This window comes from Mesorhizobium sp. RCAM 06353, assembly GCF_059683585.1.
The window spans coordinates 2802602-2826836 of record NZ_CM185031.1 but is presented as its reverse complement, the minus strand read 5'-3'; the positions used below and the strand labels follow the sequence as shown (position 1 = coordinate 2826836).

28 protein-coding genes are annotated in these 24235 nt (G+C 62.7%); 17 read left to right on the top strand and 11 right to left on the bottom strand.

From position 1 onward, the window contains the following. Window position 1 precedes the first annotated feature (1 nt). The 12 genes from AC56QX_RS13375 (at window position 2) to AC56QX_RS13320 (ending at window position 10884) form a co-directional block, all read left to right on the top strand. Complete coding sequence (locus AC56QX_RS13375; RefSeq protein WP_497116504.1) at window positions 2-784, top strand: TIM barrel protein; 783 nt, start codon at window positions 2-4, stop codon at window positions 782-784. Between the two features lie 9 nt (window positions 785-793). Further along, window positions 794-1606, top strand: a complete 813-nt coding sequence (locus tag AC56QX_RS13370) for a 3-methyl-2-oxobutanoate hydroxymethyltransferase (protein WP_497116503.1) — start codon at window positions 794-796, stop codon at window positions 1604-1606. Window positions 1607-1862: 256 nt separating this feature from the next. Continuing rightward, window positions 1863-2675 (top strand): alpha/beta fold hydrolase, encoded by an 813-nt coding sequence (locus AC56QX_RS13365; RefSeq protein WP_497116501.1) that lies wholly within the window; start codon window positions 1863-1865, stop codon window positions 2673-2675. Window positions 2676-3117: 442 nt separating this feature from the next. Beyond that, the gene (locus AC56QX_RS13360; RefSeq protein WP_497116499.1) at window positions 3118-4149 is read left to right on the top strand and encodes a glycosyltransferase; all 1032 of its coding nucleotides are present in this window, start codon (window positions 3118-3120) and stop codon (window positions 4147-4149) included. Further along, window positions 4146-5084, top strand: coding sequence for a hypothetical protein (locus AC56QX_RS13355; protein ID WP_497116498.1), 939 nt, complete (start codon window positions 4146-4148; stop codon window positions 5082-5084). The genes AC56QX_RS13360 and AC56QX_RS13355 overlap by 4 nt, the downstream gene beginning before the upstream one ends. Window positions 5085-5289: 205 nt before the next feature. Then, the gene (locus AC56QX_RS13350) at window positions 5290-5931 is read left to right on the top strand and encodes a 50S ribosomal protein L25/general stress protein Ctc (protein WP_497116496.1); all 642 of its coding nucleotides are present in this window, start codon (window positions 5290-5292) and stop codon (window positions 5929-5931) included. Between the two features lie 23 nt (window positions 5932-5954). Further along, window positions 5955-6677 carry an aminoacyl-tRNA hydrolase gene (gene pth / locus AC56QX_RS13345; protein ID WP_497116494.1) on the top strand — a complete coding sequence of 241 codons (723 nt, stop codon included), beginning with the start codon at window positions 5955-5957 and terminating at the stop codon, window positions 6675-6677. Between the two features lie 95 nt (window positions 6678-6772). Next, window positions 6773-7876: a redox-regulated ATPase YchF gene (ychF, locus tag AC56QX_RS13340; RefSeq protein WP_497116492.1), complete on the top strand. Its 1104-nt coding sequence runs from the start codon at window positions 6773-6775 to the stop codon at window positions 7874-7876. After that, window positions 7876-8685 (top strand): APH(3')-II family aminoglycoside O-phosphotransferase, encoded by an 810-nt coding sequence (locus AC56QX_RS13335; RefSeq protein WP_497116490.1) that lies wholly within the window; start codon window positions 7876-7878, stop codon window positions 8683-8685. Before ychF ends, AC56QX_RS13335 begins: the two co-directional genes overlap by 1 nt. A 157-nt stretch (window positions 8686-8842) precedes the next feature. Further along, window positions 8843-9817 carry a magnesium/cobalt transporter CorA gene (gene corA, locus AC56QX_RS13330; protein ID WP_497116488.1) on the top strand — a complete coding sequence of 325 codons (975 nt, stop codon included), beginning with the start codon at window positions 8843-8845 and terminating at the stop codon, window positions 9815-9817. A gap of 126 nt (window positions 9818-9943) precedes the next feature. Further along, a complete protein-coding gene (locus tag AC56QX_RS13325; protein ID WP_497116486.1) occupies window positions 9944-10414 on the top strand; it encodes a MaoC family dehydratase in 471 nt (156 codons plus the stop codon). Then, window positions 10411-10884: a MaoC family dehydratase gene (locus tag AC56QX_RS13320; protein WP_497116484.1), complete on the top strand. Its 474-nt coding sequence runs from the start codon at window positions 10411-10413 to the stop codon at window positions 10882-10884. The genes AC56QX_RS13325 and AC56QX_RS13320 overlap by 4 nt, the downstream gene beginning before the upstream one ends. Before the next feature lie 143 nt (window positions 10885-11027). On the opposite strand, the gene AC56QX_RS13315 is transcribed toward AC56QX_RS13320, so the two are convergent. After that, a complete protein-coding gene (locus AC56QX_RS13315; RefSeq protein ID WP_477444126.1) occupies window positions 11028-11573 on the bottom strand; it encodes an adenine phosphoribosyltransferase in 546 nt (181 codons plus the stop codon). 387 nt (window positions 11574-11960) lie between these two features. Here AC56QX_RS13315 and AC56QX_RS13310 point away from each other — a divergent pair, with 387 nt between their 5' ends. Beyond that, the gene (locus tag AC56QX_RS13310) at window positions 11961-12458 is read left to right on the top strand and encodes a hypothetical protein (protein WP_497116482.1); all 498 of its coding nucleotides are present in this window, start codon (window positions 11961-11963) and stop codon (window positions 12456-12458) included. Window positions 12459-12589: 131 nt separating this feature from the next. Here AC56QX_RS13310 and AC56QX_RS13305 read toward each other — a convergent pair whose 3' ends face one another. The 4 genes from AC56QX_RS13305 to petA form a co-directional block, all read right to left on the bottom strand. Next, window positions 12590-13285 (bottom strand): acid phosphatase, encoded by a 696-nt coding sequence (locus AC56QX_RS13305; RefSeq protein WP_497116480.1) that lies wholly within the window; start codon window positions 13283-13285, stop codon window positions 12590-12592. Window positions 13286-13416: 131 nt separating this feature from the next. Then, window positions 13417-14274, bottom strand: coding sequence for a cytochrome c1 (locus AC56QX_RS13300; protein WP_497116478.1), 858 nt, complete (start codon window positions 14272-14274; stop codon window positions 13417-13419). 27 nt (window positions 14275-14301) lie between these two features. Next, window positions 14302-15603 carry a cytochrome b gene (locus tag AC56QX_RS13295; RefSeq protein WP_497116476.1) on the bottom strand — a complete coding sequence of 434 codons (1302 nt, stop codon included), beginning with the start codon at window positions 15601-15603 and terminating at the stop codon, window positions 14302-14304. A gap of 17 nt (window positions 15604-15620) precedes the next feature. Further along, window positions 15621-16181 carry a ubiquinol-cytochrome c reductase iron-sulfur subunit gene (petA, locus tag AC56QX_RS13290; RefSeq protein ID WP_477444131.1) on the bottom strand — a complete coding sequence of 187 codons (561 nt, stop codon included), beginning with the start codon at window positions 16179-16181 and terminating at the stop codon, window positions 15621-15623. A 315-nt stretch (window positions 16182-16496) separates the two neighbouring features. On the opposite strand from petA, the gene AC56QX_RS13285 reads away from it, so the two are divergent. Next, a complete protein-coding gene (locus AC56QX_RS13285) occupies window positions 16497-16841 on the top strand; it encodes a cupin domain-containing protein (protein WP_497116474.1) in 345 nt (114 codons plus the stop codon). A gap of 3 nt (window positions 16842-16844) precedes the next feature. Here the strand turns inward: AC56QX_RS13285 and AC56QX_RS13280 are convergent, their stop codons facing one another. From AC56QX_RS13280 to AC56QX_RS13260, 5 genes are read right to left on the bottom strand one after another with little or no spacing between them, the layout of a single operon-like run. Next, window positions 16845-17156: a DUF6665 family protein gene (locus AC56QX_RS13280; RefSeq protein ID WP_497116472.1), complete on the bottom strand. Its 312-nt coding sequence runs from the start codon at window positions 17154-17156 to the stop codon at window positions 16845-16847. 1 nt (window position 17157) lies between these two features. Next, entirely contained in the window at window positions 17158-17637 is a 480-nt protein-coding gene (locus AC56QX_RS13275; protein WP_497116470.1) for a GNAT family N-acetyltransferase, read from the bottom strand. 4 nt (window positions 17638-17641) lie between these two features. Further along, entirely contained in the window at window positions 17642-19525 is a 1884-nt protein-coding gene (locus tag AC56QX_RS13270; RefSeq protein ID WP_497116468.1) for an ABC transporter ATP-binding protein, read from the bottom strand. A gap of 10 nt (window positions 19526-19535) precedes the next feature. Next, the gene (locus tag AC56QX_RS13265; RefSeq protein WP_497116466.1) at window positions 19536-21422 is read right to left on the bottom strand and encodes an ABC transporter ATP-binding protein; all 1887 of its coding nucleotides are present in this window, start codon (window positions 21420-21422) and stop codon (window positions 19536-19538) included. 29 nt (window positions 21423-21451) lie between these two features. Continuing rightward, window positions 21452-22009 carry a hypothetical protein gene (locus AC56QX_RS13260; RefSeq protein ID WP_497116464.1) on the bottom strand — a complete coding sequence of 186 codons (558 nt, stop codon included), beginning with the start codon at window positions 22007-22009 and terminating at the stop codon, window positions 21452-21454. Window positions 22010-22293: 284 nt separating this feature from the next. On the opposite strand from AC56QX_RS13260, the gene AC56QX_RS13255 reads away from it, so the two are divergent. The 3 genes from AC56QX_RS13255 to AC56QX_RS13245 all read left to right on the top strand — a co-directional run bounded on the left by AC56QX_RS13255 (window position 22294) and on the right by AC56QX_RS13245 (window position 23805). After that, window positions 22294-22752, top strand: a complete 459-nt coding sequence (locus tag AC56QX_RS13255) for a tRNA (cytidine(34)-2'-O)-methyltransferase (RefSeq protein WP_497116462.1) — start codon at window positions 22294-22296, stop codon at window positions 22750-22752. Between the two features lie 129 nt (window positions 22753-22881). Beyond that, the gene (soxR, locus tag AC56QX_RS13250; protein WP_497116460.1) at window positions 22882-23325 is read left to right on the top strand and encodes a redox-sensitive transcriptional activator SoxR; all 444 of its coding nucleotides are present in this window, start codon (window positions 22882-22884) and stop codon (window positions 23323-23325) included. Between the two features lie 135 nt (window positions 23326-23460). After that, on the top strand, window positions 23461-23805 hold the full coding sequence (locus tag AC56QX_RS13245; RefSeq protein WP_497116458.1) for a hypothetical protein: 345 nt from the start codon (window positions 23461-23463) through the stop codon (window positions 23803-23805). 38 nt (window positions 23806-23843) lie between these two features. On the opposite strand, the gene AC56QX_RS13240 is transcribed toward AC56QX_RS13245, so the two are convergent. Then, window positions 23844-24101 (bottom strand): hypothetical protein, encoded by a 258-nt coding sequence (locus AC56QX_RS13240; RefSeq protein WP_027030665.1) that lies wholly within the window; start codon window positions 24099-24101, stop codon window positions 23844-23846. Window positions 24102-24235: the final 134 nt, after the last annotated feature.

Genomic DNA, 24235 nt, shown 5'->3' with positions numbered 1-24235 from the left:
CATGTCCGATACCTTTACGCTTGCGGCTTGCGTCGAAATGCTCTGGCGCGACCGCCCGATGGAATGGCGCGTCAAGCGCCTCACCGAAATGGGTTTTCAGGTCGGCCTGTGGAACTGGCCCGAACACGACCTTTCAATGCTCGAGAAATCCGGCGCCACCTTCTCGATCATGAACGGTTATTTGCGCGGCCGGCTGGCCGACGACGAAGGTGCCGCCGAATTGCTGAAGACGGCGAAGGAGACGGCGGCGGTCGGCAAGCGCCTCGGCGTCGCCCGGCTCAATCTGCACGGCACCGGGCTGGGCGATGGCGGCCTGCCTGTCACGCCGTGCGAGATCGTCACCGGCGCCATGTGGCTCAAGGCGCGCGAGACGCTGAACCGCATTGCCGACCTTGCCGAGGCCGAGGGCGTGACCTTCACGCTGGAGAATCTGAACCTGCCGGTCGACCATCCCGGCGTGCCGTTCGGGCGCGCGGAGGACACGCTAGCGCTGGTCTCGAGCGTCAACCGGCCGGGCCTGCGCCTCAATCTCGATCTCTACCATGCGCAGATCGGCGAAGGGAATTTGATCGAACTGTGCCGCGCCTGCCTGCCGTGGATCGGCGAGGTCCAGGTGGCCGACGTGCCCGGACGCATGGAGCCCGGCAGCGGCGAGATCAATTACCGCGGCATCGCCCGTGCGCTGAAGGACATGGGCTATCGCGGGCCGGTGGGCATGGAGGCGTTCGCCTCCGGCGATCCCGAGGCGGCGTTGCTGGCCTTCCGCGAAGCTTTCACCGTCTGAGGAACGAAAATGGTCGCCAAGAGCACTCGCCCAACCGTCGCCGACATCCGCGCCATGAAGAGCCGCGGCCAGAAGATCTCCATGCTCTACGTCACCTCGCTCGAAGAAGCGGCGGCGGCGGATGCTGCCGGTGTCGACATGCTGTCGATCGAGGGCCGCTTCTTCTCGCCCGAGATGCGCGAGGCGGCCGGCCGCTGCTTCGTGCAGGTCGGGCTTCCCTACGGCCCCGCCGGCAATCTGGTCACGGCGGAGGACTATCTGAAAACCGCCTATTACTTCATGCGCATCGGCGGCGACTGCTTCTACTGCGCCGCCTCGCTCGATATCCAGAAGACGCTCTGCGACAACGCCGTGCCGGTCGTCGCCCATGTTGGACTGATCCCCTCGCAATGCACCTGGACCGGCGGCTTCAAGGCCGTCGGCAGGACGGCCGAGAGCGCGCGTGCGGTGTGGGACCACGTCAAGCGCCTGGAGGCCATCGGCTGCTTCGGCGCCGAGCTGGAAGTGGTGCCCGACCGGGTCGCTGAACTGATCACCAGGAGTACGCCGATGATCATGCTCGGCATGGGCGCCGGACCGCATGCCGACGCCCAGTATCTGTTCAGCGAGGACGTGCTCGGCCACACCACTGGCCACAAGCCGCGCCACGCCAAGACCTACCGCAACTTCGCCGCCGAATTTGAGCGGCTGCAGCGCGAGCGCATCGCCGCCTATCGCGAGTTCATCTCCGACGTGAAGACAGGCGCCTACCCCGAGCCGCAGCACGTGGTCGCCATCACCGACGACGAGCTTTTTGGTTTCAAGGCCTCTCTAGGTCTCTAGGGGCCGCCTCGAGGCGATTCAGGCACGACGACCACGGCCCCTCCGTCGACCGTGATCGCCCGCGACCATGCGCGAACGCTCGAACGCCGGCGCTCATGACCATGTTGCTCCGAGAGATCCCATCACAAAGCGGTGACGGCTGTAACGCAGGCTCAGTGAGCCGCGAAGACTGGGCATAGGCGCCGGGCAAAGCATTTGCGGCGTGTCCAACGGAAATCCGGGCGCGATCCGCCAACCTCTCAAGGAATCCACGATCATGTTGAATAGGCGTACTTTTTCCACCGCGCTCGTCGCCGGGGTGGCGACGAGCATACTGGCCGGCTCCGCCAAGGCGCAGGCCCAGACAGGCCCCAAGGTTCGTCCCGAGGTCCGCCCTGAGGTCCGCCCCGGGGTCCGCAACGCCGTCCTGGTCCATGGCGCCTATGCGGATGGCTCGTGCTGGTCGGAGGTGGTTGGCCTGCTGCAGCAGGCCGGTCTCAACGCAACCGTCGTCCAGCACCCGCTGACCACGCTGGAGGCAGGCGTCGAGGCAACACGCCGTGCGATCGCTCTCCAGGATGGACCGACGATCCTTGTCGGGCACTCCTTTGCCGGCATGATCGTCAGCGAGGCAGGAATGGATCCAAAGGTGTCCTCGCTCGTCTATGTCGCGGCGCGCGCGCCCGATGCCGGTGAAGACTATACGGCGCTCGCCAAGACGTTTGCGGCGCCGCCCGCCTCGGCGGGCCTTGTCTGGTCCGCAGGCTATGGCAAGCTCAGCGAGGAGGCTTTCCTGCGGGATTTCGCCGGTGGCATTCCGCGCGAGAAGGCGCGTATCCTCTATGCCGTCCAGGGACCGATCTCGGACAAGCTTTTCTCCGGAAAGACAACCCAGGCGGCCTGGCGCTCGAAGCCAAGCTGGTATGCCGTCTCGACCGAGGATCGCACCATCAACCCGGATCTCGAGCGCTTCATGGCCAAACGCATGAACGCCAAGACCATCGAGGTGAAGGCAAGCCATTTGTCGCTGATCTCTCACCCTCGTGAGATCACCCAGCTCATCTCGCAAGCCGCGGGGCAGCTCAGTTAGCGAGGTTGGTCGGGTCTGGGGCGGCATGGCATTCAGCCGCCCCGGGGCCGGCGCGTACGAATGCCGCGACCCCAAGCCGACCGACCGGGCACAGCGACCGTGGTGAACAGCCCCGGGCGCGGCTTGAAGGGCGCTCGCGCGGCGCCAAGGTCAACATCAATCAATCGCACCGCCTTTTCGCGGGGAGCATGCAGCGCCAAAGCGGATTGAGCTTGCGTCATGGCAACGTCGATTGGCTTAGCGAGTGCGGGCCAGCCAATCGCGGCGCTCGTTGCACGGGCTTGCCATCAAATGGGATCGAAATGCTTCCTTGGTTCGCCCTCTAATGTGCAGGCTGGCACAAAAGGAAATTGAGCATGGTGAGCCGCGGGGAGTTGACCCATAGGCTCTCTATTCTGCTATAGCGTACAGTGCGGGCAATGCTTCGGCAAAGGTGAGATGTATGGGTGTCAACAGCCCCAAGATAAGCGGCTTCGTCATAACCTACAATAGCGGAGAAATTCTCAAGACTTGCTTGCGTTCCTTGCGATTTGTCGATGAGCTCATTGTCGTCGACAAATCATCCACCGACGGTAGCGCTGCTGTTGCGGCCGGCTTTGCCGACAAAGTCATCTCCGTGCCGTGGTCGCCCTTGCCCACCGAGACGCGGTTCGTCGCCTACGACGCCTGTTCGCACGACTTCATACTCTATCTGGATCATGACGAATGCCTCAGCGTCGAAGCCATTCGCTGGATAAGGGAAAATGTCGGCTCCCACCCGGCTGGCGTGTTTCGCTTCCCCAAGCGCGAATACATTATGGGACGCCACGACGATGGCGCCTATTACTGGCCGTCCTACAATGTGCGCGCCTTTCGCCGTGGCGCTGCGGAATTCGTTTCGACGCTGCATGAAGAGGTCGGACGAATAACGGGCGAGGTCTGCGATGTCCCGCATGATGGAGGCGTGTGCATCCACAATTTGTCGCATCGGGATGCGCATCAATGGATTGAAAAAACCAATCGTTATACGAGCGAGCGAGACAGGGTCTCGTTCTTCGACGCCAGCACCCCCCTGGAGACTTTCGGGCAGAAGCGCATAGCGTACTGGCTGGCTCAGTCCAGGTCGCGGTCGGACTACGTTGTCGCCACCGCGCTGCTGCGGGCGGTCTACGATATAGTGGACCGGGTAAAACTGTGGGAAGCACAGGATGGCCTTGATGGCGACGCGGCATTCGCCGCCGTCTGCTCGGAATTGGAGGCAACCTACGATATTGCCGAACGGGCGAAGCTCTGGGAGACTCCCGGCGGGCCTGAGGAAGCGGCAATATTCGCCGCCGTCCGCAAGGAGATGGCAGCATTTCATGACCCGTTGAGATCCGACCGCCGTCGAACATCGGCGCAAGCCGCCGGATCGAAGCTTCGACCGAAGCAGCCATCCCGTCTCAAAAAGACCTTGAAAAAGATCCGCTCGCGCTTGACGGGAAGAAGGCGTTGACGCCGGAAACCGGCGCGCCTGGATCCGCCATGCACTTGCAGCCGCTTCGTGTTTTGACCCTGATGGCGCGTCACGGAACCGAGAAGTATCCGACCGCCTGGCAGGACTTGCGCGCTATGTTCGCCGAGCAGATGCCGGACGTTGCGCATCGCATGCTCGTGATCGACAATGCGCTGCCAGTCGGTCACGGCTCCGATCTCGACTGCGGGGTCGAACTGATCGGCGCGTCGAACGACGATTGGGAGTTCTCCGCGTGGGACCGCGGTATCAATCATACCGGCGCCAAACTTCATCACTATGATCTCGTTCACTTGGCCACTTCGGCTTTCGCGGCATCCGCATCTGACCATCTCAAATTGATGGATGGCGGCTTGTTGCGGTCGTTCCTTGACTTGCAAGGGGCGCTGGGCCGCATCGATTTTCACGGCGAGGCCATCTCGATTTTCGGAATCCCTTCGCAAGTCTGGCTCCGCAGCTCGTTCATCCTGATGCAGCCGCAGCAACTCAGCGGCCTGGGATCTTTGGTCAGCGTCGGCTGGAACGCGCCGATTTTCAGCGGCAACCCCCGGCAGCCCTTCCGTGATGACGCTCCGATCTCAAAGGGGTATCAGCAGTTTTTGCTGCGTTGGCTCACCGGCAACGGAGACGGCAAGGGGCCGGTCTGGCATTCAAGGTTCGATCTTACGCCTGAAACGCTGCCGTTTTTCGAAAGCAAGGCCCGGGCTATTCTCAATGAGCAGATGCTCACCAACCGGTTGCTGGCCAATGGATGCGCGCCTGTCGACGTGACATGGCTGGCGCGGAAGGCGGCGAGCCCGGAATCCGGGACTGATATTCCGGACTGGCGCGTGCAGATCAGCTACCGAGCGCGGCCCAAACGCACTTTGACCCAAAAGCTCCGCCGCTGGTTGTCCAAACTTATGTCGTGGCAATGATGGCTGCCATCGTTCGTTGCCCCCGCAGGCATGGCCAGCCCAACCGCTTGCACCTGTGGCCACCTTCCGCTATAGAGCCGCCACCCGCGTAGACACCCTTGGAGGCAACGCGGCGGAAGGCCGCCTCACCCGGCGGCTTTCGACGTTTACGGTCCAGGCGCACTGCCCACCGCGAACGCTCCAGAACAAACCGAAAGGAAATGCCATGAGCCACGACACTTACGAGCTCAAGGCCGAAGCACGCGAACAGGTCGGTAAGGGGTCCGCCCGTGCAGTTCGCCGCAACGGTAAAGTGCCTGCAGTAATCTATGGTGACAAGCAGCCTCCCCTGGCAATCGCTCTCACCTACAAGGACATCTACTACAAGATCCATGGCGGCGGGTTCCTGACCACGATCGCCACGATCGATGTCGACGGCAAGAAGATCCAGGTCCTGCCGAAGGACTTCCAGCTCGACCCGGTCAAGGATTTCCCTGTCCATGTCGACTTCCTGCGCATCGGCAAGGACACCGAAGTCAACGTCGACGTGCCTGTCCACTTCATCAATGAGGACAAGTCGCCCGGCATCAAGCGCGGCGGCGTACTCAACATCGTGCGTCACGAAGTCGAGTTCCACTGCCCGGCCAATGCGATCCCGGAATTCATCACCGTCGATCTCACCGGCACCAACATCGGCGACTCGATCCACATCTCGGCGGTCAAGCTGCCGGCCGGCGTCAAGCCGGTCATCTCCGATCGCGACTTCACCATCGCGACCATTGCCGGCTCCTCGGCAATGAAGCCGGAGACGGAAGAGACGGTCGAAGCGGCTGCACCTGAAGCGGCTCCTGCCGCCGAAGAGAAGTAACTCTTTTCCGCCCGGAGCTGACGATGCTGCTGTTTGCAGGACTCGGCAATCCGGGCGCGAAATACGCTGGCAACCGGCACAATGTCGGTTTCATGGCGGCGGACGCCATCGCCCGCCGCCATTCCTTTTCGCCCTGGTCGAAGAAATTCCAGGGCCTGATTTCAGAAGGCACGCTCGGCGGCGAGAAGATCGTCCTGATCAAGCCGCAGACCTTCATGAACCTGTCCGGTCAGTCGGTCGGCGAAGCGCTGCGCTTCTACAAGCTCGACCTTTCCGCGCTCACCGTCTTCTATGACGAGATCGATCTTGCCGAAGGCAAATTGCGCATCAAGACCGGCGGCGGCGCTGGCGGTCATAACGGCATCCGCTCGATCGACGGCCATGTCGGCAACGCCTATCGCCGCGTGCGCATCGGCGTCGGCCATCCCGGCGTCAAGGAAATGGTCCAGCATCATGTGCTCGGCGACTTCGCCAAGGCCGACCGCGAATGGCTCGATCCCTTGCTCGACGCGATCGCCGACAACGCCGCGATGATCGTCAAGGGCGACGAATCCGGCTTCATGAACAAGGCCGCCCTTGCCGTCCAGGCCAAGGCGGCGCCCGAGCCGGAAAAACCGGCACAAAAGCAGGTTCCAAAACAGCAGAGCCACATCCGCCAGGCACGCCCGCAGCAGGCGCCCGCCAAACTGCCGGAATCCGGGCCGATGGCCGCCATGCTGAAGAAACTGTTCGGCAACAAGGACTGAGCGCGCACGCATGCGGCCTTACAGGGCTTGACGTTGATCACCCCTATCGCCCATAGCCCTCATCAACTTTCGCTTTTCCCGATAGGACCGACACCATGGGTTTCAAATGCGGCATCGTTGGCTTGCCCAACGTCGGCAAGTCGACGCTCTTCAACGCGTTGACCAGGACGGCGGCGGCGCAGGCCGCCAACTATCCGTTCTGCACCATCGAACCGAACACCGGCGAGGTGGCGGTGCCCGATCCGCGCCTGCAGAAGATCGCCTCGATCGCCAAGTCGAAGGAGATCATCCCGACCCGCATCTCCTTCGTCGACATTGCCGGCCTGGTGCGCGGCGCCTCCAAGGGTGAAGGGCTGGGCAACCAGTTCCTCGCCAACATCCGCGAGGTCGACGCCATCGTGCATGTGCTGCGCTGCTTCGAGGATGACGACATCACCCATGTCGAGGGCCGCATCGACCCCGTCGCCGACGCCGAGACGGTCGAAACAGAGCTGATGCTCGCCGACCTCGACAGCCTGGAGCGCCGCATCGTCCAGATCCGCAAGCGGGCCTCGACCAAGGACAAGGAAGCCACCACCGTCCTGCCGATGATGGAAGCCGCGCTCGAATTGCTGCAGGCCGGCAAGCCGACCCGCATCCTGCTCAAGGGCATCTCGGCCGAGGATCTGCGCATCCTGCAGGGGCTGAACCTTTTGACCTCGCACCCGGTGCTCTATGTCTGCAACGTCGCCGAGGCCGACGCCGCCACCGGCAACGAGCACACCCAGGCCGTGGAAAAGATGGCCACCGCGCAGGGCGCCGGCACCGTGGTGATCTCGGCTGCGATCGAGGCCGAAGTCGCCCAGCTCTCGGACGAGGAAGAGATGGAATTCCTGTCCTCGCTCGGGCTCGATGAGCCTGGCCTGAACAAGGTCATCCGCGCCGGCTACGATCTCTTGCATCTCATCACCTATTTCACCGCCGGGCCGAAGGAAACGCGCGCCTGGACCATCCACAAGGGCGACAAGGCCCCGCAGGCCGCCGGCGTCATCCACACCGATTTCGAACGCGGCTTCATCCGCGCCCAGACCATCGCCTATAACGACTACATCACGCTGGGCGGCGAAGTGGCGGCCAAGGAAGCCGGCAAGGCGCGCGACGAAGGCAAGGAATATGTCGTCCAGGACGGCGACGTCCTGTTGTTCAAGTTCAACACCTGATGCAGCGAGCGGCCGACGATATCCAGCCACTCCCTGGAATCGATCTGCCGCATGAACTGCGCCGGCTGCTCTCCGCCTATCGCTGGCACCGGCAAACCATCGGCAAATCACAGGCCGGCGTGTTCCGGCTGGTGGCCGACGGCAAGCCGGCCCTGTTCCTGAAATGCGAGCGCAACGGTCCCTTTGCCGAACTCGCCGGCGAAGCCGCGCGGCTGCGCTGGCTTTCCGGACAAGGCATCGCTTGCCCTGATGTAATCGCTTGGGAAAGCCATGCCGGTCACGACTGGCTGCTGATGTCGGCCGTTGCCGGCAAGGACTTGGCTTCGGCGCCGATCGATCCGGCTGATGTCATCGACATCATGGCCAGTGCGCTTCGCGAACTGCATGCACTCGATATCGGCTCTTGTCCCTTCGACCATCGCCTTGACCGGCGGATCGCAGCGGCGCGGGTCCGCATGGAGGCCGGCGAAGTCGACGAAAGCGATTTCGACGACGAGAGGCAGGGCTGGACCGCCGCAAAAGCCTTCGCCGAGCTTGAGGCGCTGAGGCCAACAACCGAGGATCTTGTCGTCACCCATGGCGATGCCTGCCTGCCGAATGTCATGGTGGCAGAGCGCCGCTTCAGCGGTCTCATCGATTGCGGCCGGCTGGGCGTCGCCGATCGCCACCAGGATCTGGCGCTCGCCTGCTGGAGCATCCGCTACAACATCGGCGAGACCTGGATAGAGCCTTTTCTCGAACGCTACGGGCCACCGCAAGCAGAGCCGGCGAAGCTTTCCTGGTACCGGCTCCTCGACGAGTTTTTCTGAGCGGCCGACGCCGGCCCGCCCGATCCGGGCTTGTCTTGATTTTGTCATGCCACAGGTCTAAGCGGCAGGCACACGCTCGGCGCACGCGACGAAGCGCTGCGCAATCCGACACCAGCGTCAATCTGAACAAACCTTATCTGGCAGGGGAGATCTGGCGATGATCAAGGCATTTGTCGTGGACAATGACCGCCTGCGCGTCGTCGACGACCTGCTGGCCGATGGCGACAGGGTCGTCTGGGCCGACCTGATCAGTCCGACCAAGGAGGAAGAAGCCACCATCGAAGGCTGGCTCGGCGTCGCCATCCCGACCCGCGAGGAGATGGAAGAGATCGAGATTTCCAGCCGTCTCTACATCGAGGACGGCGCCTACTTCATGACCGCCACTTTGCCGGCCCAGACCGAGGTCGATGATCCCCTGATGTCGCCGGTGACCTTCGCGCTTGCCGGCAAGAGGCTGATCACCATCCGCTATCATGAACCGAAGGCCTTCAAGACCTTCCCGCTGCGCGCCGAGAAGGTGGCGACCGGCTGCACCAGCGGCGATACTATCCTGATCGGCCTACTGGAAGCGATCGTCGACCGTTTGGCCGACATCCTCGAGCGCGCCGGCCGCGACATCGAGGCGATTTCGCGCGATATTTTCGAGGCACGCTCGACCAAGGTGTCGAAACGCAACCGCGACTTCCAGGAGTTGCTGAAAGCCATCGGCCGCAAGGAGGACATCGCCTCGTCCGTCCGCGACAGCCTGATCTCGTTGCAGCGCCTTGCCGGCTTCCTCGCCCATGTCGCCACCCAGACCAAAATGAGCAAGGATGTCCGTGCCCGCATCAAGACCTTGTCGCGCGACGTGCTGTCGCTTGCCGACCACGCCACCTTTCTGTCGCAGAAGATCTCCTTCCTGCTCGACGCCACGCTCGGCATGATCTCGATCGAGCAGAACGCCATCATCAAGATCTTCTCGGTCGCCGCGGTGATTTTCCTCCCGCCGACACTGGTCGCCTCGATCTACGGCATGAATTTCGACGTCATTCCCGAGCTGAAATGGCAGCTCGGCTATCCCTTCGCCATCGGCCTGATGATCCTGTCGGCGATCCTCCCCTTCTGGTATTTCCGTCGCCGCGGCTGGCTCTGACCGCTGCCGCTGATGCCGGCGGTCTCAGGCTGGCTCACCAGAAAGGACTTGACCAAATCGCGCGCTGCCTGCATCCGGGTTCGCCGATCCATGCGGATCGCGCATTCTGCAACCGGGTTCCAGACCATGACCGCAAAGACATGGGCCTATGAGGATTTCGTCGAGGGCGCCTCGTTCGACCTCGGCACCAAACAGGTGAGCGCGGCCGAGATCGTCGAGTTCGCCAGCGAATTCGACGCCCAGCCGATGCATCTCGACGAGGAAGCCGGCAAGGCCAGCATCCTGGGCGGCCTGTCGGCTTCGGGCTGGCACACCTGCGCCATGTTCATGCGCATGCTGTGCGATGCCTTCCTTTTGGACTCCACCTGCCAGGGCGCGCCAGGCGTCGACCAGGTCAAGTGGAAGAAACCGGTTCTGGCCGGCGACACAATCAGAGGCAACCTGGTTGTCCTGGCCAAGCGTCTGTCGAAATCGAAGCCGCAACTCGGCTTCGTCACCATGCGCAGCGAGCTGGTCAACCAACGTGGCGAAAGCGTCTTCGAGCTTGAGAATTCCGTCATGTTCCTGACGCGCGATGCGGCGGGGAATGCCGCATGACCCTGGATGAATTCTTCCGCATCGGCACCACGGTGACGCTCGGCTCGCACACATTCGAGCCCGAGGCGATCAAGGCCTTTGCCCGCAAATACGACCCTCAGATATTCCATATCGACGAAGAGGCCGCCAGGAAGAGCGTGCTCGGCGGGCTCTGCGCCTCCGGCTGGCACACCGCCGCCACCTGGATGAAACTCAACCTCGAAGCCCGCATGGACGCCGAGGGCGCCAACTGGAACGGCCCTGGCCCGATGCCCGAATTCGGCCCCTCCCCCGGCTTCAAGAACCTGAAATGGCTGAAGCCCGTCTACGCCGGCGAAACCGTCACCTTCACGCGCACGGCGGTCTCCCACCGCCCGATCTCATCGCGCCCCGGCTGGCGGCTGCTGGCGCTGCGCTGCGAGGCTTTCGCCGCGACCGGCGACAAGGTGCTGGAGTTCGAGAGCGCCGTGCTGGTGAAGGTGGGTGAGTAGCCGGTTCGCGTAAGCGAATTCATCGTGCCAGTGGCACGATGAAAGGCCAACGAACGCCGGGACGCTGCGAAGCAGCGGGGACCCGGCAGGCCGTAGATATCAAGCTCGACGCCGTACTTGCCTCCCGTGCAGTATTTGCGGCCTCAATGCCCCTCAAACCCAATCAGCGTCCTGACCGGCACACCCAGCGCCTCAAGCTTGGCGCGCCCACCGAGATCCGGCAGGTCGATGACAAAACAGGCCGCCAGAATATCGGCGCCGATCTGGCGCAGCAGCTTGACCGCCGCTTCCGCCGTGCCGCCGGTGGCGATCAGATCGTCGACCAGGATTACCTTCTCACCAGGGGCAATGCCGTCCTTGTGCATCTCCATCTCGTCCAGCCCGTATTCCAGGCTGTAGGCGACGCGCACCGTCTCGAAGGGCAGCTTACCCTTCTTGCGGATCGGCACGAAGCCGGCCGAGAGCTGATGGGCGACGGCGCCACCCAGGATGAAGCCGCGCGCCTCGATGCCGGCGATCTTGTCGACCTTCTGCCCGGCATAGGGATGCACCAGTTCGTCGATGGCACGGCGGAAGGCGCGCGCATTACCGAGCAGCGTTGTGATGTCGCGAAACAGGATGCCGGGTTTCGGATAGTCCGGAATGGTGCGGATCGCGGCCAGCAGCGTGTCTTCGAGCGAAGGTTTCATGAAGGCGGCTCCGGATGATCCAGTTTCGGCGGACAGATGTGAAACGATGCCAGGGCCAATCGTAGCCCGGCGCGACCGACAACGGCTAGCGCGATGTGACGCCCGAGACAAGCGCATCCGGCAAAGGATTGGACTGGCCGCTGCAGCGATCTTCCGCGCCGATGCTGTCCGCCACGGCTGGGTCCTGCTTTACCGATTAGCGGAAGCGCAGATTCCCGCGTGGCACTTGTCCGATCGAATTGCAGCCTCTCAGCTTCATAGCCCGTCCGATCTCGATCCGCATCTGTTTGATCGCCGCGCTATGCCAAAGGACGGCTTGCCGAACTCTCGCATAGGGGTAAAAAGGGGCGACTGAAGCGCCCCTTCCGGTCGAACCATGGTCGCTACATGACCCATCTTCTGCGGAAAATACCGATCGTCATCATGGCAGCCTCGCTCCTGAGCTGGGCTCTGGCAGCCGGCTCCGCTGCCGAGCGGGCCAGTTGGACGGTCGTGCTACGCCCGGCAGATTTCGTGGTCGGCGAGGCGCTTGGACAATTGCATACGCATCGACAATGGATCACTGGATTCAACGAACGGTCCGGCGTGTTCGAGATCGCTCTGCGCAGGAAGGCAATCGCGATTTCGGCGCCGCGCTGTCGGATGGACTACCTGATTTTGACGATCCCGGTTTATTACCCTGAAAATCCGAAGCAGGCATCCGTCCGCGAGCGTCGCGTAGTCTATGATACTCTCGTCACACTGCAGACGAAGGCCAAAGGCAGCGCAACTGTTGCCGTTGAAGCGCCTGACCCTCTCGCTCGCCTGGGAAAACGAGGTATCGAGCTTCTTGCCTGCAATCTGTACTTTGCCTTTCCAATATCGGTGCAAGTGTCGACGCAGTGAGCTATTGCCGGCTTCAGTCCCCTGGAGCCCTCTGCGCTAGAACTAAGACAAACTGACGTCCCGGCTGGCGCACGCAGAGAGCACCCAAAGCGCGTCGCATGAATCCGCTTCGACGCGACGCGCTTTAGGACTTACATGCCGAGGTCGCCCCGCAGCTCGGCCTTGGCCACTTCGTATTCAGCCTTGAAGTCGTCCCGGTTGAGCAGGACCGCGGCGATGACGCTGCCGGAAATCTTGCCCATCTCGACGTCGGACGCATAGTGGATACCGCCAACCTCACGGTTGTGGGCGTATTCGGCCGCGCGCGCCATGATCTCGGCGCGCTTCTCCGGAACCATGTCGGCCAGGATGATGCCCATCATGGTGCCGACCGTGGCGTGGCCGGATGGCCAGGAACCTGAGCTCGACAGCTTGACCGCCGGCTTGACGAGATCACTGAGCTGGTGCGGACGCGGGCGCTTCCAGACATCCTTGGCCGGATCGACGACAGCGCCTTCGGTCTCGACGACGCGGTCGAAGAAGGCGCTGAATTTCGGCAGCTTCTCCTTGTTGAAATTCGGCCCCATCACATTGGCGAAGCGCCAGACATTCTCCTCGGAGTCGGCAACGGCGCTGGCCACCATCTCGGGCGTGCGCGTCACTTGCAGCGCCAGCACCTCGCCGAGTTCGGCCTTGGTCTGCGCCGAATCGTTTGCCGGCGGTGGCGGCAGGATCATCGTCAGGTCGACATCCTTGTTGGTGACGAAGGGTTTTGCGTCTTCGGCCTGGGCGGCCGAGCCGATGATCAGCAGCAGCAGACCAGCCGTCAGCGATGCGTATTTCTTCATGGGTGCGATCCTTTCGTGGGAATGACGCAGGATCGCTACCGGCGATGACGGCCATGTGACATCACCGCCTGCGAAACGCGAAAGGGCGCCTCAAGGCGCCCTTTTGTAGTCTTGTGCGGCTTTGGCGCGATTTAGTGCGCCACGTCTTCCCACACCTTGCGCTTGACGAGGTAGACCAGCGCACCGAACACCAGCAGGAAAAACAGCACGTTGATGCCGGTATGCTTGCGGGCTTCCATGTGCGGCTCGGCCGCCCACATCAGGAAGGTTGCGACGTCGCGGGAATATTGGTCGACCGTCTGCGGTGCGCCGTCATCATAGGTCACCTGGCCGTCGGAGAGCGGCTTGGGCATTTTCAGCGACACGCCGGACATGAAGTACGGGTTGTAATGCGTGCCTTCCGGGATGACCATGCCGGCAGGCGGCGTCTGGTCGTAGCCGGTCAGCAGCGAGTGGATGTAGTCGGGGCCGCCCGCGTCATACTGGGTGAAAATGTCGAAGACGAACTGCGGAAAGCCGCGCTCGACGCCGCGTGCCTTGGCCAGCAGCGACATGTCGGGCGGCGCCGCGCCGCCATTGGCGGCCGCGGCCGCTTCCGTGTTCGGGAACGGCGCCGGGAAATAGTCCGACGGCTTGCCGGGACGGTCGAACATGTCGCCGGCATCGTTGGGGCCGTCATGGATCGTGTAGGTCGCCGCCAGCGACTTGATCTGGGCATCCGAATAGCCGAGGTCCGACAGGGTGCGGAACGCCACTAAATTCATCGAATGGCAGGCCGAGCAGACTTCCTTGTAGACCTTCAGGCCGCGCTGCAGCTGGCCCTTGTCATAGGTCCCGATCGGACCTGTGAAGCTCCAGCTCATCTCCTTCGGCTCATTGATCGGGAAATGCGTCGGCGCTGCCGCGTTGTGCGCCTCTTCGGCCGCGAAGGCCGCAGTGCCGGCGGCCACAAGGCCGATCAGCGCCAGCGAGGTGAGAATCTTTTTCATGCCAAATCCCCTTAGATTCTCTACCGCTCAGCCCTTGGTCTCTGGCGCGGCCGTGGCGCCCGCCGGATGCCCGCTGCCACCCTTGTTCTTTTCGAGCACCGCCTCGGTAATCGAGTTCGGCAGCCTGCGCGGCGTCTCGATCAGGCCAAGCACCGGCAGCGCGATCAGGAAGAAGGCGAAATAGAACAACGTCGCCATCTGCGCCATGAACACATAGCTGCCTTCCGCCGGCTGCGAGCCCAGCCAGCCAAGCAGGATGGCGTCGGCCACGAACAGCCAGAAGAACAGCTTGTACCAGGGCCGGTAGACCGCCGAGCGCACCTTGGAGGTGTCGAGCCACGGCACCAGGAACAGCATGACGATGGCGCCGAACATGCACAGCACGCCGCCGAGCTTGGAGTTGATCGGCCCGATGTTGAAGGTGATGGCGCGCAGGATCGCGTAGAACGGCAGGAAGTACCATTCCGGCACGATGTGGGCGGGCGTCTTCAGCGGGTTGGCGACGATGTAATTGTCGGGATGGCCGAGATAGTTCGGCAGGAAGAAGATGAAATAGGCGAAGATGAACAGGAACACGATCATGCCGAACGCGTCCTTGATGGTCGCGTAAGGGGTGAAGGCGACGGTGTCGGTCTTCGACTTGACCTCGATGCCGGTCGGGTTCGACTGGCCGACGACATGCAGCGCCCAGACGTGCAGCACGACGACGCCGGCGATCATGAACGGCAGCAGGTAGTGCAGCGCGAAGAAGCGGTTCAGCGTCGGGTTGTCGACGGCGAAGCCGCCGAGCAGCAACTGCTGGATCCATTCGCCGACCAGCGGAATGGCGCTGAAGAAGCCGGTGATGACGGTGGCACCCCAGAAGCTCATCTGTCCCCAAGGCAGCACGTAGCCCATGAAGCCGGTCGCCATCATCAACAGGTAGATGATGCAGCCGAGGATCCAGAGCAACTCGCGCGGCGCCTTGTAGGAGCCGTAATAGAGGCCGCGGAAGATGTGCATGTAGACGGCGATGAAGAAGAACGAGGCACCGTTGGCATGCATGTAGCGCAACAGCCAGCCGGAGTTGACGTCGCGCATGATCTTCTCGACCGAGCCGAAGGCGAGATTGGTGTCGGCCGTGTAGTGCATGGCCAGCACGATGCCGGTCAGGATCTGCGCCACCAGCATGATCGACAGGATGCCGCCGAAGGTCCACATGTAGTTGAGGTTGCGCGGCACCGGATAGGCGACGAAGCTGTCATAGACCAGCCGCGGCAGCGGCATGCGGGCGTCGAACCAGCGTTCGATACCGGTTTTGGGCGTGTAGGTCGAGTGTCCCTCGCTCATCGAAATATCCCCCTGCCTCAACCGATAAGGATCTTGGTATCGGAAATGAACTTGAATACCGGCACAGCCATGTTCTCGGGCGCCGGGCCTTTGCGGATGCGGCCGGCGGTGTCGTATTGCGAACCATGGCACGGGCAGAACCAGCCGCCGAAATCGCCTTCCTGGCCAAGCGGGATACAGCCCAGATGCGTGCAGACCTGAACCATCACCATCCAGGCTTCCTTGCCGGGCGTGGTGCGGTTGGCGTCGGTCGCCGGCGCGTCGGCCGGCAGATTGGCGTTGCGGGCGATCGGATCCTTGAGATCGGAGAGGCTGACGGCCTCGCCGTCCTTCATTTCCTTTTCGGTGCGGTTGCGCACCACGACCGGCTTGCCGCGCCATTTGACGATCAGCGAACTACCAGGCGTCAGCGAGGCGACATCGACCTCGACCGAAGCGAGTGCCAGCGTCGAGGCATCTGGGCGCATCTGGTCGATGAACGGCCAGGCGAAGGCACCGGCGCCGACCACGGCGGCCATGCCCGTGGCGACATAAAGAAAATCTCGACGATTGGGATCGTGGATGTCGGTTGCGCTCACGGGTGCCTGATCCTTTCGCCTCTTCCGCGCCGGTGGCCGAGCCTTGTTCCCCGCTCAATCACGCCAACCCGACAGCGCATGGCGAACAGGCTAGCGAATTCCTCCGGCATTTGGACTTCGGTTTATGCGTGAAGCCCGTTTTTGTCCAGACGGGTGAAGGCACAAGGGCAGATTGTCGCGGGGACAAAATCCCCTATTGGCCGGCGGGACGGCGAATGGCCGCAGAGGGCGGCTAAACAACCGGGAAATATCAGCAAAATCCGAGACTCCAGCTTGCCTCGACACGGGGCGTTGGTGTGATCTATCTTCCCAGGCATGGCACACGTCATAGACCGTGAGGAATGGGCCGTTCGCTCCGACCACTGGAAGGGCGAGTTGCAATGCGGTGCCTACGGCTCCAACTCCTGCCTGATCTTCAACTACCTGCCAGATGAAGGCGGCGGCCCGCGGCTGCACGCCCATCCCTACACCGAGATTTTCATCATCCGCCAGGGCACCGGCCTGTTCACCGTCGGCGATAAGGAAATCGAGGCTTCCGCCGGCCAGATTGTCATCGTGCCGCCCCACACACCGCACAAATTCACCAATCTCGGTCCGGGTCCGCTGGAAACCACTGACATTCACGAGAACGGCAAGTTCATCACCGAATGGCTCGAATGATCCTTACATTGCCCCCAACCGGACAAGCACCGCCTTGGGGATGCCATACTCGCGGATGACGGCCTCGTGCCTGCGCAGGCCGCAAAGTTCGCGCTGGATGAAATAGGCGTGCACGGCCGCGGCAGCCTCCTTGAGAAGCCGGGGACGCAGTTCCTCGTCTGCATTGTCGCTTAGCCGAGCCAGCGTTTCCTCGACCTTTTGGCCGGCCCGGCCGAGTGCCGCCGCCTTCTCGGCCAGGATCTCATGGCCAAGCGCGTCGAAGGCGGCTTCGGCGGCCGAAGAGCCGGCAAGATGAGATGGCGGACGCAAGGACATTTCAGTTCCCCTTCCCGAGCACCAAGCGGTGGGTGACGAATTCTTCGCCTGCCACGCGCTGAAAGCCAAGCCTTTCGTAGAAGCCGAAGGCTGCCGGCGGCGCGCGGGTGTTCAACACGCTGAAATACTGGCGGGCCCGATCGATGACGGTCTCGACCAGCATGTGGCCAAGGCCGGCACGGCGGTGAGGCGCGCTGACGAACAGGTGCCGGACCCGGCCCTGCTCCCTGCCCTCGACATAGGGATCGATGTTCAGCCCGCAGACACCGGCGAGGTCCCGGCCGTGCCATGCCCCGTAAAGCGCCTCGCCTCGCTTCAGGAACTTGTTGCGGCCGCCTGCCCAGCTGTCCGCCAGGCGCACCAGCATCCAGTAGCCTTCCAGCCGGCTCTCGTCCTTCAGCCTGTCGAAGGCCGGCGTGGTTGGCCGGAGCCGCTTGAGCACATAGCCGATCTCTGGGCCGACCTCTGGCGATCCACCCATGCGCCTACTCCGCCGGCCGCGTCTCTTCGAGCACGCTTTCCTCGTGATAGAGGAAGCCGCCGGACTGTCGCTTCCACAGCCGCGCATAAAGCCCGTCGAGCGCCACCAGCTCGTCATGCGTGCCTTGCTCGACGATGCGGCCGCCGTCCAACACGACGAGGCGATCGAGGGCGGCGATCGTCGACAGCCGGTGGGCGATGGCGATGACCGTCTTGTTCTCCATCAGCCGGGTGAGATTCTCCTGGATCGCCGCCTCGATGTCGGAATCGAGCGCCGAGGTCGCCTCGTCGAGGATCAGGATCGGCGCATCCTTGAGGAAGACGCGCGCGATTGCCACCCGCTGGCGCTGGCCGCCCGACAGTTTCACGCCGCGCTCGCCGACAAAGGCTTCGTAGCCGGCGCGGTCCCTGTTATCACGCAGGCCCAGGATGAAGTCATGCGCCTCGGCCTTCCTCGCCGCCGCGATCACCTCGGCGTCGGTCGCGTCAGGCATGCCGAGCTTGATGTTGTCGCGCAGCGAACGGTGGAACAGGGCGGTGTCCTGGCTGACGACGCCGATATTGGCGCGCAGCGAATTTTGCGTGACATCGGCGACGTCCTGTCCGTCGATCAGGATCTTGCCGCTCTCGAGGTCGTAAAGCCGCAGGATCAGATTGGCGAGCGTCGTCTTGCCGGCACCCGACGGCCCAACCAGCCCGACCTTCTCGCCCGGCTTGACGACGAGGTCGATGCCGTTCAGCACGCCGAACCCCTTGCCGTAGTGGAACTCGACATTCTTCACGTCAATACGCCCGCCGGCGACGACGAGCTCCCTGGCATCGGGCGCATCGACAAGTCCGAGCGGCTGCGAGATCAGCGCCTTGGAGTTCTCCAGCACGCCGAGGTTCCGAAGAATGCCGTTGAGCTGCATCATCACCCGGCCAAGCAGCATGTTGAGCCGCAGCACCAGCGACAGCGTGAAGGCGACGGCGCCGACGGTGATCGAGCCCTCCACCCAGAGATAGACGGCAAAACAGCCGATCGCCGTGATCACGATCCCCGACAGCGTCGTCAGCGCCATCCGCACGCCGGTGAGCCGGCGGGTGAAGGGCCGCAGCGCGTCGAGATAGATGTCGAAGCCATTGCGGATGTAATGATCGTCGCCATCGGCCGAGAACAGCTTAAGCGTCTGCACGTTGGAATAGGAATCGACGATGCGGCCATTGATCATCGAGCCTGCTTCGGCCGTGGCCTCGGCATTCTTGCGGATCGCCGGCAGATAGAGTTTTGCCAACCAGCCGAAGGCCACGATCCAGATCACCACCAGCGCCGCCAGCCGCCAGTCAAGGCTGGCGACCAACGCCAGTGTCGTCACCGTGTAGATAAGCATGAACCAGATGACTTCGATGAAGCTTTCCATCAGGTCGCCGGTCGCCTGGCCCGCCTGCCAGACCTTTGTCGCGATACGGCCGGCGAAATCGTTCTGGAAGAAGGCATAGGACTGGCGCGAGACGTGCCGGTGCGCCTGCCAGCGCACCAGATTGTAGAAGCCGGGCGTGATCGTCTGCTCGTCGACCAGCGCCGACAGGCCGACGACGACGGTGCGGATGACAAGCACCACCGCGATCATGAACACCAGCTCGGGGCCGGCGGCGGCCCACAGCGCATGCCAGCTGCGCTCGCCGGGAAGCTGGTCGAGGATGTCGACCAGCCGCCCGACGAAGTAGAACAGGCCGGCCTCAACCAGCGGCGCGATGCCGCCGATGACCAGCATGGCGAAGAAGGCGAACTTCGCCTGGCCTACATAGTGCCAAAGAAATCCGCCGACGCTCGACGGTGGCCGAAGATTCGCCGGCTCCCTGAACGGATAGACCCAGTTCTCGAACCAGCGATAGATGGCTGTCATCATGCGGCGGCCATCATTCTGCGGCTTGCCCCTTTGCGATCACGTCGTTGGCGACATCGGCCGGGATGTCCTCGAGCAGGAACCCGCCCGACTGGCGCTGCCAGAGCTGCGCGTAGAGCCCGCCCTTGGCGACCAGGTCCTCGTGCGAACCTTCCTCGATGACCCTGCCCTGGTCCATCACCACAAGCCTGTCCATCGCCGCAATGGTCGACAGCCGGTGGGCGATGGCGATGACGGTCTTGCCTTGCATGAGTTTGTAGAGGTTCTCCTGGATGGCCGCTTCCGCCTCGGAATCCAGCGCCGACGTCGCCTCGTCAAGGATAAGTATTGGAGCATCCTTCAACATAACGCGAGCAATGGCGATGCGTTGCCGCTGGCCGCCGGACAATTTGACGCCGCGGTCACCGACATAGGCGTCGAAACCCTTGCGGCCCTTGTGGTCCGCAAGCCCGCCGATGAAGTCCAGCGCCTCGGCCCGCCGCGCCGCCTCGACAAGCATTTCGTCGCTGGCGTCCGGCCGGCCATAGAGGATGTTCTCGCGCACCGAGCGATGCAGCAGCGAGGTGTCCTGCGTGACCATGCCGATCTGGGCGCGCAGCGAGTCCTGCTTCACACCGGCGATCTCCTGGCCGTCGATGAGGATCCGGCCGCTTTCCAAATCGTAGAAGCGCAGCAGCAGGTTGACCAGCGTCGACTTGCCGGCGCCCGAGCGGCCGACAATGCCGACCTTCTCGCCCGGCTTCACCGCCAGCGACAGGTTTTCGATGACGCCTTTCTGCTTGCCGTAGTGGAAGCGGATGTCCTCGAAGCGGATCTCACCCCTGGAAACGCTGATCTCCTTCGCATCCGGCCTGTCCTCGACCAGGCGCGGCAGCGAAATCGAGGCGATGCCGTCCTGCACCGTGCCGATGTTCTCGAACAGGCCCGACATTTCCCACATGATCCACTGCGACATGCCCCACATTCTGAGCACCAGGCCGATGACAACGGCAACCGCGCCGATCGTCACCACTTGCCCCATCCACAGCCACAGCGAGATGGCGGTGACCGAGAACAACAGCAGCGCGTTCAGGATATAGAGCGAGCCGAAAAGCACCGTCACCAGGCGCATCGACCGATAGACCGTGTCGAGGAAGCCTGTCATGCCTTCCTTGGCGAAGGTGGCCTCGCGCTTGGCATGACTGAACAGCTTGACCGTCTGGATGTTGGAGTAGCTGTCGACGACGCGGCCGGTCATGACCGAGCGCGCATTGGCCTGCTCCTCGCCGACCTTGCCCAGGCGCGGGATGAAATAGCGCAGCAACAGGATGTAGCCGACCAGCCAGACGCCGAGCGGCGCGGCCAACCGCCAGTCAGCGGAGCCGACGATCCACAGCATGCCGAGGAAATAGACGATGACGTAGTTCAGAACGTCGATCACCTTGATGACGCATTCGCGCACGGCGAGCGCGGTCTGCATCAGCTTGGTGGCGATGCGGCCGGCGAACTCGTCCTGGTAGAAGCTCATCGATTGCTTGAGCAGGTAACGATGCACCTGCCAGCGGATGCGCATGGGATAGTTGCCCATCAGCGTCTGCTGGTTGAGCAGCGAATGCAGCCAGACCGTGCCCGGCAGTGCGAACAGCACGATGAAGGCCATGGCGGCGAGCTTCCAGCCCTCGGTCTGCAGGAAGGTTTCGCGATTCTGCGCCGAGAGCCAGTCGACGATGCGGCCAAGGAAGCCGAACATCCACACTTCCGCGATGGCGATGGCCGTCACCAGCACCGCGTCGACAAGGATATAGGGCCAGGCGCCGCGCGTATAATGCAGGCAGAAGGCGACCAGCGTCTTGGGCGGCTCGACCGGTTCCGCTGCCGGGAACGGATCGAGCCTTCTTTCAAACCAGTTAAACAACAACATGGGTCATGCTCATTAAATCTGTTTTCCGCTTACGCGGCTTGGCGACGTCCGAAATCCCCGGGCCGTGTGGCGCCGAGGGCCGACGGTCCGGACTCATCCGGACCGTCGGCCCTGCTTCGCGCAATATAGGGGTTCGCGGGCTTTTCGCCGACAGGCTCGCTTGCCGATCCTGACAGTGCGGTGTCGACAAGCCGGATTTTCGCACCCGGCCGGATCAGCCGGATGATCCGGCGCACCAGCGACGGACGGCTCGGATCGGGCACCGCGCGCGAAAAATCGACATCCGGCAGCATGCCGCGATGCGGGCGGCGGCGGACTTCGGCATGGACCGCCGACGAATAGGTGTCGCCGATCAGCAGCGCCCAGGTCGGCACCCGGTGGATATGCAGGCTCCTCGAGCCAGGTATTCTGTAGGGATCGAACATCGGTCCGTCCTCCGTATGAAAATAGAGATGGAAAGGCGAAGCAACGTCGTCCGCCGGCATTCGGCCGGAGGCACGGATTGCGTCTGTCCGCAACCGACGCTCGGCATCGGTCTGGACATGCTCAGGTCGGGCGTTCAGCCCTTTTGACTTTTTGAAAAACATCGCAGGATTCCTTCGAGAGCCGAAAAATCGTTTCGGCGGGAATCGGTGCGATCAAGTCTTAGAGAACTAGGAGAATTGTCGTACCGAAACCGCCAGCAGGCAGGTAAGCCCACGAGAGGGGCGCTGGATGTGCATGGTCATCATGAGTTTCCCCTCCATCGGTTCGGGTTGACAATGCTGGCCGTATACCCGACTTCGAAAAAAATGGCCACACGCAGGTCCCGCAATTTCCAAAACCACGACCCCGCTGTTGCCGATCTGCCACTTATTAGAAGGACGCGGAAATGAACTGTCGTCTCCGCATCGCGCTCTACCAGCCGGACATTGCCGGCAATACCGGGACAATCCTGCGCTTCGCCGCGTGCCTCGGCCTTGGCGTCGATATCATCGAACCGGCCGGCTTTCCGCTCTCCGACAAGGCGCTCAAGCGCGCCGGCATGGACTACCTCGAAATGGCTGCCCTGACCCGGCACATTGACTGGAACGCCTTCGAGGACTGGCGCAAGAAAGACGGGCGCCGGCTGGTGCTGCTGTCGACCAAGGCGACGACCCCCTACATCAGCTTCAGCTTCGCGGACGGTGACATCCTGCTGTTTGGCCGCGAATCCGCAGGCGTGCCGGATCCGGTCCATCAGGCGGCGGATGCGCGGCTGACCATCCCGATGCAGGGCAGCGCGCGCAGCATCAATGTCGCGCTGTCCGTCGCCATGGTGGCGGGCGAAGCCGTCCGGCAGCTCCGCTAACGGCTCGCCGGCAACTCCGTTTTCCGTCATTCTCACCCAGGCGCACATCGCCTTCTCCTGTCATTTGCCCAATCAGCATTTCTTCGCTACAAGCTCAACTTAACTTGAGGTCAAGCGGAAAAATGGGAAATGGCTCCAGTAACGGAATTGACGGTCGGCCAGGTGGCCATGCGCAGCGGCGTCGCGGTGTCGGCATTGCATTTCTACGAAGCGCGCGGGCTGATCCGCAGCCACCGCACGTCGGGCAACCAGCGCCGCTACGGCCGCGACGTGCTACGGCGGGTGGCGATCATCAAGGTCGCTCAGGAGGTCGGCATCTCGCTGGCCGAAATCGGTGCCGCACTTGAATCACTGCCCGAGGGCCGCACGCCGACGCGCGACGACTGGAACCTTTTGTCGACCGCCTGGCGCGACGGGCTCGACCACAAAATCGCCCAGCTGAAGAAACTGCGCGACGGGCTGACCGACTGCATCGGCTGCGGTTGCATGTCGATCGACAAATGCCCGCTCCGGAACAAGGGCGACCGGTTGGCGAGGGAAGGCACGGGCGCGAGAAGGCTGGTGGCAGGATGATGGCAAGCTGAAGCAATCTACGGCCCGACCCGCCATCGACGGCTATCTTGTTCCTAAGTCGCCGGGCAGTCTTGTCGAGGTCACATACTTGTGATTGATACGCTCCTGCGACTAACTTGGGGGGCAGAATTGAAATTGGGGTACAAGATTTTCGGCGCGTTGTTTGGTGCCATTCTGTTGGCCGGATGCATGCCGAGTGAAGGCGATTGGAATACAGCAAGAACTGTGGTTCAGGGCAGCCCTGCGATGTATAAGCAACTGCTTGCGGAATGCATCCAACATTCCGCGCAAGCGCCGCTCAGGTCCAAGCATGAAGCTGCCAAGGCGATCAATGTCAGTGTAGCCAGACTTCCGCAGGTCTGGTGCGGAAGAACCGTGCGTGCATTCGTGAATGGGCGCCTGACCTATGCCGAGATGAAAAGGGCGCATCTCGGAACGGGCGACAGAAGCACGTACATCAAGATCGTCCAGGGTCGATAAATCAGGCTTGACATATCCCGCATCGAGGCCGGTGGCGTTCAATCCGCCACCGGCAACCGCCTGATGGTGAACTCGATCAGGTCCCCCGGCCGCTCGAACCAGCTTTCGATCTCGGTCCAGTAGGCCTGCTTGGGAAAGCGCTCGAACCATTCCTTGGCCTTGAGCCGAGCGTCCGAGCGCGGCAGGACGAAGGTCTCGCGCAAAAAACCGTCGCGCGGCATGCGTGCGCGTTCGGCCCGGCTTTGGTCGAGCCTTTTCTTCAGGCCATCCAGCGGCGGTCTTGCCGGGGTGCGCACGAAACAGCTCCTTGCACCTGGCGCATGACCCCGAAAACCGATTTCGGAAAGGATCATGCGCAAAACCAAAGTGACTTGACCCTGTCCCTCAAGAGATTAGGGATCGCGCCCGGAAAAGACGAGTCTTTTGTCGA

Coding starts and splice junctions, on each gene's coding strand:
- AC56QX_RS13375 (WP_497116504.1), top strand. CDS start 2: ATGTCCGATACCTTTACGCTTGCGGCTTGCGTCGAAATGCTCTGGCGC.
- AC56QX_RS13370 (WP_497116503.1), top strand. CDS start 794: ATGGTCGCCAAGAGCACTCGCCCAACCGTCGCCGACATCCGCGCCATG.
- AC56QX_RS13365 (WP_497116501.1), top strand. CDS start 1,863: ATGTTGAATAGGCGTACTTTTTCCACCGCGCTCGTCGCCGGGGTGGCG.
- AC56QX_RS13360 (WP_497116499.1), top strand. CDS start 3,118: ATGGGTGTCAACAGCCCCAAGATAAGCGGCTTCGTCATAACCTACAAT.
- AC56QX_RS13350 (WP_497116496.1), top strand. CDS start 5,290: ATGAGCCACGACACTTACGAGCTCAAGGCCGAAGCACGCGAACAGGTC.
- pth (WP_497116494.1), top strand. CDS start 5,955: ATGCTGCTGTTTGCAGGACTCGGCAATCCGGGCGCGAAATACGCTGGC.
- ychF (WP_497116492.1), top strand. CDS start 6,773: ATGGGTTTCAAATGCGGCATCGTTGGCTTGCCCAACGTCGGCAAGTCG.
- AC56QX_RS13335 (WP_497116490.1), top strand. CDS start 7,876: ATGCAGCGAGCGGCCGACGATATCCAGCCACTCCCTGGAATCGATCTG.
- corA (WP_497116488.1), top strand. CDS start 8,843: ATGATCAAGGCATTTGTCGTGGACAATGACCGCCTGCGCGTCGTCGAC.
- AC56QX_RS13325 (WP_497116486.1), top strand. CDS start 9,944: ATGACCGCAAAGACATGGGCCTATGAGGATTTCGTCGAGGGCGCCTCG.
- AC56QX_RS13320 (WP_497116484.1), top strand. CDS start 10,411: ATGACCCTGGATGAATTCTTCCGCATCGGCACCACGGTGACGCTCGGC.
- AC56QX_RS13315 (WP_477444126.1), bottom strand. CDS start 11,573: ATGAAACCTTCGCTCGAAGACACGCTGCTGGCCGCGATCCGCACCATT.
- AC56QX_RS13310 (WP_497116482.1), top strand. CDS start 11,961: ATGACCCATCTTCTGCGGAAAATACCGATCGTCATCATGGCAGCCTCG.
- AC56QX_RS13305 (WP_497116480.1), bottom strand. CDS start 13,285: ATGAAGAAATACGCATCGCTGACGGCTGGTCTGCTGCTGCTGATCATC.
- AC56QX_RS13300 (WP_497116478.1), bottom strand. CDS start 14,274: ATGAAAAAGATTCTCACCTCGCTGGCGCTGATCGGCCTTGTGGCCGCC.
- AC56QX_RS13295 (WP_497116476.1), bottom strand. CDS start 15,603: ATGAGCGAGGGACACTCGACCTACACGCCCAAAACCGGTATCGAACGC.
- AC56QX_RS13285 (WP_497116474.1), top strand. CDS start 16,497: ATGGCACACGTCATAGACCGTGAGGAATGGGCCGTTCGCTCCGACCAC.
- AC56QX_RS13280 (WP_497116472.1), bottom strand. CDS start 17,156: ATGTCCTTGCGTCCGCCATCTCATCTTGCCGGCTCTTCGGCCGCCGAA.
- AC56QX_RS13275 (WP_497116470.1), bottom strand. CDS start 17,637: ATGGGTGGATCGCCAGAGGTCGGCCCAGAGATCGGCTATGTGCTCAAG.
- AC56QX_RS13270 (WP_497116468.1), bottom strand. CDS start 19,525: ATGATGACAGCCATCTATCGCTGGTTCGAGAACTGGGTCTATCCGTTC.
- AC56QX_RS13265 (WP_497116466.1), bottom strand. CDS start 21,422: ATGTTGTTGTTTAACTGGTTTGAAAGAAGGCTCGATCCGTTCCCGGCA.
- AC56QX_RS13260 (WP_497116464.1), bottom strand. CDS start 22,009: ATGTTTTTCAAAAAGTCAAAAGGGCTGAACGCCCGACCTGAGCATGTC.
- AC56QX_RS13255 (WP_497116462.1), top strand. CDS start 22,294: ATGAACTGTCGTCTCCGCATCGCGCTCTACCAGCCGGACATTGCCGGC.
- soxR (WP_497116460.1), top strand. CDS start 22,882: ATGGCTCCAGTAACGGAATTGACGGTCGGCCAGGTGGCCATGCGCAGC.